The organism is Pustulibacterium marinum (assembly GCF_900116665.1).
Taxonomy (GTDB): domain Bacteria; phylum Bacteroidota; class Bacteroidia; order Flavobacteriales; family Flavobacteriaceae; genus Pustulibacterium; species Pustulibacterium marinum.
The window spans coordinates 167497-176406 of the sequence record NZ_FPBK01000006.1 but is presented as its reverse complement, the minus strand read 5'-3'; the positions used below and the strand labels follow the sequence as shown (position 1 = coordinate 176406).

Annotated in this window: 9 protein-coding genes; all 9 read left to right on the top strand. The window is 31.5% G+C overall.

Annotation, left to right across the window (positions count from 1 at the left end):
• Positions 1-349: 349 nt before the first annotated feature.
• The 9 genes from BM383_RS10265 (at position 350) to BM383_RS10220 (ending at position 8910) form a co-directional block, all read left to right on the top strand.
• Positions 350-931, top strand: a complete 582-nt coding sequence (locus tag BM383_RS10265; protein ID WP_143106399.1) for a hypothetical protein — start codon at positions 350-352, stop codon at positions 929-931.
• Positions 932-1225: 294 nt separating this feature from the next.
• Positions 1226-1888, top strand: a complete 663-nt coding sequence (locus BM383_RS10260; RefSeq protein WP_093025043.1) for a hypothetical protein — start codon at positions 1226-1228, stop codon at positions 1886-1888.
• 467 nt (positions 1889-2355) lie between these two features.
• Positions 2356-3276 (top strand): hypothetical protein, encoded by a 921-nt coding sequence (locus tag BM383_RS10255; RefSeq protein WP_093025042.1) that lies wholly within the window; start codon positions 2356-2358, stop codon positions 3274-3276.
• Positions 3277-3417: 141 nt separating this feature from the next.
• Positions 3418-4479, top strand: a complete 1062-nt coding sequence (locus BM383_RS10250) for a DUF4238 domain-containing protein (RefSeq protein ID WP_093025041.1) — start codon at positions 3418-3420, stop codon at positions 4477-4479.
• A 236-nt stretch (positions 4480-4715) separates the two neighbouring features.
• A complete protein-coding gene (locus tag BM383_RS10245) occupies positions 4716-5219 on the top strand; it encodes a hypothetical protein (RefSeq protein ID WP_093025040.1) in 504 nt (167 codons plus the stop codon).
• A 150-nt stretch (positions 5220-5369) separates the two neighbouring features.
• Complete coding sequence (locus BM383_RS10240; protein WP_093025039.1) at positions 5370-5729, top strand: hypothetical protein; 360 nt, start codon at positions 5370-5372, stop codon at positions 5727-5729.
• Between the two features lie 168 nt (positions 5730-5897).
• Positions 5898-6887, top strand: coding sequence for a hypothetical protein (locus BM383_RS10235; protein WP_093025038.1), 990 nt, complete (start codon positions 5898-5900; stop codon positions 6885-6887).
• A 506-nt stretch (positions 6888-7393) separates the two neighbouring features.
• Entirely contained in the window at positions 7394-7768 is a 375-nt protein-coding gene (locus BM383_RS10230) for a hypothetical protein (protein ID WP_093025037.1), read from the top strand.
• Positions 7769-8544: 776 nt separating this feature from the next.
• Positions 8545-8910: a DoxX family protein gene (locus BM383_RS10220; RefSeq protein ID WP_093025035.1), complete on the top strand. Its 366-nt coding sequence runs from the start codon at positions 8545-8547 to the stop codon at positions 8908-8910.

Here is an 8910-nt window from a genome sequence, read left to right as displayed (position 1 = left end):
GCCGTAATAGGGTTTGGTGAGTTTGTATAAATATTGAAGCTGTAATACCTGCTGTAATTTTCGATACACATTGTTTTGAGGTACATGGTCACTGAGTAGAAACTGGGTGAACAATGCTTCTTGTACGATCTTTTTGCCTTGCATACAGTAAGATACGAAAAAAAATAACGGTTGCACCTTAAAAAGGGTGGAGATTTTTTGCTAACTTGTGCAACAGGCACAACGTGTATAGCTCATTGCGGCTGAATTCCTAAATTGGAATTCATTACAATTCGCTATCTTTAAGTTACGGCGGAAAATCATAGCTGATTTTCTGCAACGAGTCATGCAGAAACCCGTTGTGAGCAATATGAGAAAAACGCTATCTATATTAATCTTGATTCTGATTTTATCCTGTGAAAAGTCGGACTATAAAACGATTGACTACGAAGCGTTTGAAATAACAGTTCCGAAAAATTGGTCGGAATATGAAATAAACGGAATTGACAGCTATGTTAGCGGATTGATAACGGACAAAAACGACACGCTAATTTTTGATTTGGGTTGGTACTCACCTGATTTGACTAAAAACCCAGAGGTCTTGGTATTTGAGCAATCTGAATATGCAGAATTTAGCGATAAGCAAAAAAAGCAATTAAAAAATGTAAAACATTTGGTTATTGAGGACTTTCTAACCGCTGAATATGACGCAAAAGATTATTTAAAGTACGAATTCCAAACAGACAGTATTGACTGTTTTGTAGCTAAATTTATAAAACCAAAAAATAAAGGATTTGGAGCAAGCGGAATTTATATTGATAGCTTGATAGGTGGTGGACCCAATTCTAACAAAACCAGGTTGAGTTTTTACGGAAACAATTTATCTGACTCAACTCAAGTGGAATTTTTTAGTGCATTGAAAACTATAAAACTGACAAAGTACTGTGAATAAAATACTGCTCACAACAAAGATCTGAGTTAAAAAACAAGTCACTTTTGAGCTACTTTTTTGTTTTTAGCGGTTGTGGATTTTCTGGATTTGTGGAAGGCTTTTATGGGTATTTTGAATATTGCTCATGCTAAGGGAATTACAAAAAACGTAATTAGATGACAAAACGAAGTAAGATTACACATATCTTTAGATTTTAAACACTAAATGTGGTATACAAATTAACTGTTTAAAACTATGTTTAAGCTGTAGCCATATTTTGGGACTAGACATTAAAAAAGACCTGCGAATTTCAACATGGAATTGACAAAAGACATATTTTTCGAGCACGAAACTTCGATTACCGATGACAATTGGAAAGTGGATTTGTCATATGAAAGTTCAAATGCAAAGAACAAGAAAATTGAACTAAGCAAAAATAATCCAATCATTCAAATAGCAAACGAAGATTTTTATTCGGCAATTAGAATTGATGTGACCAACAATAATGGATCAACTAAAAGTTGTATTTTATCAGGTATTGACGGAGCATTTATTTTATATCCAAAATCGGCAAAGGAAAATGAAGGACAGTCAATCATCATAAAGGATGATACTATAATTCTTAGTCTTGGTTTCACTCTTATTTGTATGAATTTGAATAACCTTTCTATCAATTGGAAAATAAGACCAGATATGGCGGAAATATTTGAGTTTTATGACTTAGAAAAAGACTTACTTTTAAGGGGAGAAATCGGAATTCATAGAATTGACTTAAATGGAAATATAAAATGGACTTTTTCTGCTAGAGATATTTGGGTAAACACAGAAGGGAAGAAAGAAGTTAAAATTGAAAACAATGCTATAAGGTTGTTTGACTGGGAATCAAACGAATACTTGATAGATTTTAATGGAAAAATAATAGAAGATAAACCATTTGGAATGAGAAAGGAGACTCAAAAGAAATGGTGGAAATGGTAAAAATAACTGGCCACAACTCCTTGGTAAAAGTTGGGGGTTGGTTTCTACAAGTCGCTTTTGAGCGACTTTTTTGTTTTTAGTGGTAGTGGATTTTCTGGGTTTGTGGAAGGCCTTTATGTTATTTTGAATATGACTCATGCTAAGGGAATTACAAAAAACGTAATTAGATTACACAAGGAAATAAGATTACACTTATCTTTAGATTTTAAAACACCAAATGTGGCATACAAATTAACAGGTTAAAACTATGTTTAACCTGTAGTCATATTTCAGGACTAGACATTTAAAAAAAAGCACTGCAGAACGAACCACAGTGCTAAATGAGTTACTTAGCTCTAACCCCTGAGACTTACTTCCCCTTTGAATTAATATTTGGTGGAGAAGGTTGGATTCGAACCAACGACCAAGATGGAATCTTTATATAACTTTGTTATAATTAACTATATTGAATTACAAAAGTATAAAAAATGTCAGAATTTGAATCGGAACCATATAGAATTTATGCAGACGCACATACCAGACTCAACAACTATATCAAAATATCAACTGTTGCTGTTGAATATCTTTATAATGCAAAAGAGTCTAAAGAAGATTTATCGTTACTTATAAATGAATTAATTGCTGACTCCAAGGAAAGATGGACACCGAGAATAATTAAAGACCCTGAGAAGGAATTAAATCAACTTAAAAATGATTTAACAAAATCAGCAATTATTTGGGTCTATTCTGCATTTGACGTGTTCTTTAAACAGATTGAAGGAATACTTTCCTCAAAATTCTCCAAAGAAGAAAAAAATACAACTACTGTAAATACAGATGAAGAAAATAGAGAACATAAACTAATTGAACTCTATGCGAAAATGAATTGGGATAAAAATGAATTAGATGATTTGCTTATCATTCTAAAATTCTATGAATCACTAAGACATTGTGTTGCTCATAATCAAGGCCTTCCAAGTGGAAAACTACTTGGGATATCAGAAAGTATTGAATTTAAAGATGCTATTTCCAATTGGAAAACTAAATTTGAAAAGAAATCTATTTCTCCACCTCCAGTTGTTAATGATAAGAATATTGAATTAAAACCACATCATTCAATACTTTATTCCGAAACTTGCTTGAGAATTGCTAAAAAAATAAACGCAAACCTTTTCAAATTATTGGGAGTTAATCATTTTATAGAAAAAACAATAAAAAAACATTTACTAGAAACAAGTGTTTTATCGAATCCCGTTTGTTCAAATTATTCTCGATATTTAGTATATCATCTTAATAATGATTTCAGGATTAAAATTAATCCATATAATGATGTATACTGTTATTACGAAAAAGAGGATGAACTAAAGCAACACAAATCAAGATATAACACATTAAAAAACAACCGCTAACAATAAATATACGTAATGCGGGGCGATGTGCGTAAATTTAAGTTTTGTACATTTACTCAAAATTATATCGGTTTGAAAGTGAAGTGCTTTGAAATCCCGCACTACGCATATTCGAGCCGTTAGCGGCAATTTACCAAATAAATGAAAACCGAGAAAAAGAACCAACACTTCATTCCAAAATTTTATTTAAAACACTTTTCATATTGCGGAAACAAAAAACAAATTGGAATATTTAATACAAGAAGTAGATTTTTCTTTAGCAAGTCTTCACTGAAACATCAAGGTTCAAAAAACTTTTTTTATGGCTATGACGGAGTTATTGAAGATAAACTAGCCAACATTGAAGGACATTTATCAACATCCATCAAAAAAATAATATTAGACAAAAAGCCGCCAGAAAAATTCGGTTTTGAGCATTTTCAATTATTAAATTTTGTCGCTTTAACTCATTTAAGAAACCCAGTAAGTGTTCAATCTGTAAAAGATTCAAGAGAGATTGTAAAAAAAAGATTTTTGGAGTTAGATCCAAAATTAGACATTGACAATTTCATTCCAAGCACAACTCATGAAGAGTCTATTGAGGTTGTTCTTTCAAATCTAATGAACGTTGTAGACATAACAGTTGACTTAGATTTTAAATTACTAATTAATAAGACTAAAATACCCTTTATAAGTTCTGATTTTCCAATTGTTAAATACAACCAGTTTTTAGAATTAAAAAGTTGGAAACGCGGAAAAACAGGTTTCGGAAACACAGGCTTACAGATATTTATTCCACTAAACCCGAAGCTGACGATTGCATTTTTTGACTCAAGAATTTATAAAATTGGAAACAAGAAAAACAGTTTTAAAATTGTCGATAATGAGGAAGATGTTAATCAACTAAATCTTTTACAATTTTTAAATTGTTATGAGACAGTATATTTTAACGGAAAATGTTCTGAGCATTATATTAGAACGTTATTTGAAAGGTCTGGGAAATTTAAGAAAGCCCATGAACCATATGTGAAATTAAGTCATTCTTCCTCAAATGGAAAAGAAATAGATTTTAGTAAAGCAAAAGACATAATCACAATTTTAAGGACTGACTGTGAAATACGATTAAATATTCAAGGTATTAAAACACATTCAAATGCAAGGAAAATTAATATGGAAAAACGCGAGAATATTTTGAGACCTAAAGCACTGCAAATGATGAAATAAACAGCCGCCAACAAAGATCTGAGTTAAAAAAAAGTAGCTTTTTAGCGACTTTTTTGTTTTTAGCGGTAGTGGATTTTATGGTTTTGTGGACGGCTTTTATGTTATTTTGAGTATGACTCACGCTAGGAGAATTACAAAAAAAGTAACTAGATGATACAACGAAATAAAATTACACTTATCTTTAGATTTTAACTTGTACCCATATTTTGGGACTAGACATTAGAAAACCAAAAACTATGATACATTTAATATGGTCAATACTCAACGGTATAATTATTATTTACTTTCTTTATCTAATTGTTGGATTTATCGCAAAAGGAAAGAAAATATTTAAACCACAATTTAAAGTTGTCTCAATTTTTATAATGGTAACTGGAATGGTTCAAATAATTTCAGCTTCTGATTCTGAAAAAAAATCAAACCGAATTTCAATAACTGAAGATTATAACCGAAAAAGTAACTCAGCAATAAAACAAGTGAAATTGGAGGACAATTGGACTTTTGACATAAATATGCTTGTAACATATTCGATTGAACAAAATCAATATATACCAATAGAAAGTAACAGCTTTTTGACTGGACTTGTTAGCGGTTACAATTGGGAATTTAACTCGATTAACACAAATAAATTGAATCCGAATGGAAAGGCTGAATATATAGCTAACGGAAATTTAAAATGGAATCTTTTTGGAATCACAGTTTATAGTGAATCCAAAACATTTAATGGAACAATTGAATAAAAGCCAGTTAACAACAAAGACAAATAACATCATTGCGGCTTAGTGTTTTGCGAACACAACCTCGAAAAAATATAAGTAAGTAATTCTGGCTATCTTAGTTTCCAACCAATTTGCAACAGATTGTTATACAATAACATTAGGCACAATTAAATGAAATATGGAAAACATATAGAAGGATTGAGCAGAGAAATGAATCTAGATATTTGCTTTACCCAATATGGATTTAATCAAGTCCAAGGAATAGACTGTCCAAATCCAGATCATAAGGATTGGCTTAACGATCAGTATGAAAAGTTGATAAATGAACTTTTCTCCTTTTTAGAAAGTGAGCCAGAAAAAGAAATAATAGAGGATTTTGTTATTAAACAGATTGATAATATTGACCAAAAGCAGTTTCTAAAAAGTGAGTATGATCAACTTTTGCTCTGCTATACTGGCTCCCTCTATTCCATTTTGGATTTAAAGCGAGTACGGGAACATTATGATTCAATTAAAAATAAAAGTGCCTAGACTTGATTGACTTTGATTAAGCTTTGGAAAATATTATGAATGAAAAAACGTCAGCAGGTAATATGGTTTATAGAGCATAGCCAAAAAGTGCTAAGCCGAAAGGTTTGTGTTCTTTTTGCACGCTACTTTTCATGCGGAAGTTCGTTGGTAACAATATGAAAAAAACTTATGTGGTTTGAACAATTAACAGGATTCAAGGAAGAATCACCCGAAAATGTGAGAAATAATCTGGAGATCAAAGGAGACAAAATTGTTTCATTGATAAATTCTCGCAGTTTTTCATTCGGAAAATTAGATATTCTAACGCTAGCCAAACTTAAAAAACTAAACAACCACATTGAAGATTATCATGGGAAGATTAAAGTAACTGAGGTAGTCGCTAATGTTCAAGAATTGCATTGTCAGAAAGAAAACTCAAACGCGCTATTTCAAGCTGCCTCACAATTTAATTTACTTGAAATGGTTAGCCCAGCTATAACACCAGAGCAAGGAATAGACAGATATGAGTTTGACTATACTCAAGGACCTGCTTGTGCAATTTCTTGTGGAGCTGGTACTATATACCGGAATTATTTTGTAGAAGTAAATGGACAAACTGGACAAAGTATAGATAACCAAATTGATTGTTTAGATTTAATTGGTAAAGAATTGAACAACGATAAGTTGAATTTATGGGAAATGCAGAATGGGTATGCTTTGGTAAATCAAAATGGACTTTTGGCTATTAATAAAATAATTGCTCAACTAACTGAAATTGAAAGAGAACGTCTTAAAGAAAAGCTCAAAACAGGAATTCAATGGAATACAGAAGTTACTAAATCAACTGAAAAACAAAAAGTTTCTCAAATATACTGTGCAGCACTTCCAGTTGCCTACAGCCATCTAGAATCTTTTTATTGGGAATATTTTGCAAGAGTAATTTTGGAAGCGACTTATGAATCAACGCTACTCGCCGGAGTATTGAATATGGAAAACAATAATTCAAACAAGGTTTTTCTTACTTTGGTTGGTGGTGGAGCTTTTGGAAATGAAGAATATTGGATTCTAGAATCAATGCAAAAAGCTATTAGAAAATTTAAAAATGTTCCTTTGGACATTAGAATTGTGAGTTATGGTAACTCTAATACGAATTTGATCAAATGTATTAATGAAATATAAAAACTTGTCGGTAATAGCGAATAACAACATTGCGGCTTAGTGTCCTGCGGACAGCACAGCGAAAGCATAACGGGAATTTTGAGTACCTACGTTTTTATGATACACCCGTTTAGTTTATAAAAAGTTGTATATTGATTGCTATAAATGTTGATAAAAACCACTGTATTTATTAATTCAATAAATAGACAATCATGAACAAAAATCCCTGTTATTCAGTGTGTGATGGGGTGGTAATGTTTATGTTTATCTGGGTATAAATAGTTGTAGCTATGTTGACTTAGAAATGAAAAAAACAATATCTAATACTTATAGATAATGTACACTCCAATACAAAACACCATTTTAACTAAATAAATTTAAACAACTTAACTATTCACTTATGAAAATAAAAATTACGCTACTCTTTTGTCTTTTAACCACTTTGATGTACAGCTAATACGGCTGGAACTATGGAGAAATAATTCTTAAAAACGGTAAATGTTCTAAAAGGACAAGTTAGACTAACAATGATCTCGAAAAACTATATCGCTTATAATGCTAAAGATAAAGTTCGTTTCAGGAAAGACAAAAAATCAAAAAAGGTTAAATACAATGAGAATGAAGTAAGTAAAGTGATTATTAGAATTTTGGATTTGAAACCTTATTTGTATAAATATGTACAGGTTTCAAAGAAGAGAAAAGAATTGTTTTATATCATGACCTCTGGCAAAGTAACACTTTATGGCAGAGATGTTCAAACATCGAGGCCAAATGAATCAAACGTTGGTCCCAATTATCTTTCGGCTAGTGAGCATGAATTTTATGTTTTACGAGAAGGTGAACCTATAGCTTCACCGTTAGTCACGGCAAGAATTTCTAGATCTTTTAAGGTTAGAGTATAGCGTATTTTTCAGACTGTCCTAGTTTGGTATCAAAATTAGAGAACAAAGTACTTAAGGAAAGAGATTTAGAAGAAATTGTAGAAGAATATAACAACTGTGATTAGAGGTTGTGTGACAAAAAATTAATGAGTATCAAATTTGAATAAAATTCCACCCCGTATACAATACCTAGTTTTTGCAATTTGTGGTAGCATGTTTATTGCCTTCAATTTGGGATTGGGTGATTCATTACAAACATTTGCAATACAAAATTTATATAAATTAACGGATTATTACTTCGGAATTTCAGCAAGCACACTTGATTATTTGATCGTTGCATTCATTCCGTTTTTTGGAATGAAATATAACAGTATGAGAACTGTGTATAATGCAAAAGAGTTGTGGATAGACATTGTAATCCTGTATTTATTTGTAATCCTGTATTTATTTGTAATTATGGTTTTTGTTGTGGGATTATTTATTATGTTTTTCACAGTCCGAAATTCGAATCCCCTCATCCCCGATTATCTAATGACCCAACCTTTTCCATTCTTTTCAACACTTTTACTCATTATCGGAATAATATTGCCTTATGTGATCATTCGATTAACGAATAAATAGCAACAAGTATAATATCGAAGAGATTCTACGCGTAGCGGGTAAAATATTTACACTATGACATGTATCACTCGTCATTCTGAATACATTATAACAAGGCACTGTGTTTAAATAATATTAAGCTGCAGCTAGTAAAAGTTTATGTATCTTCACAAATACAACATACTAACCACCTGAGAATGACGAATAGAATTCCTCAAATGGAAAGGAAACTTTGGCAATTATTAAAATGGATGCCCTCGTTGCTGGTTTCTATTTTTTACATAAACAACGGGTTTGGAAAAGTGCTTTATCCAGACGCGTCTAGAAAAATATTGTCAAGTATAGGGATTATGCGGGCAACAGGTATATTTTTAATAGTAGCAACACTCTTGTTTCTGTATCAGAAAACAATCATTTGGGGCGCTACCCTACTAGCGCTTTACATGACCTTTATTGTGGGAGTACATATCTACAAGGGCAAACCTTATGAAGTAGCCATGTTAATTGTCTTTGCTACCGTAGTGGCTGCTTATATGAGAAAATCACCGATCAAAACTAGATAA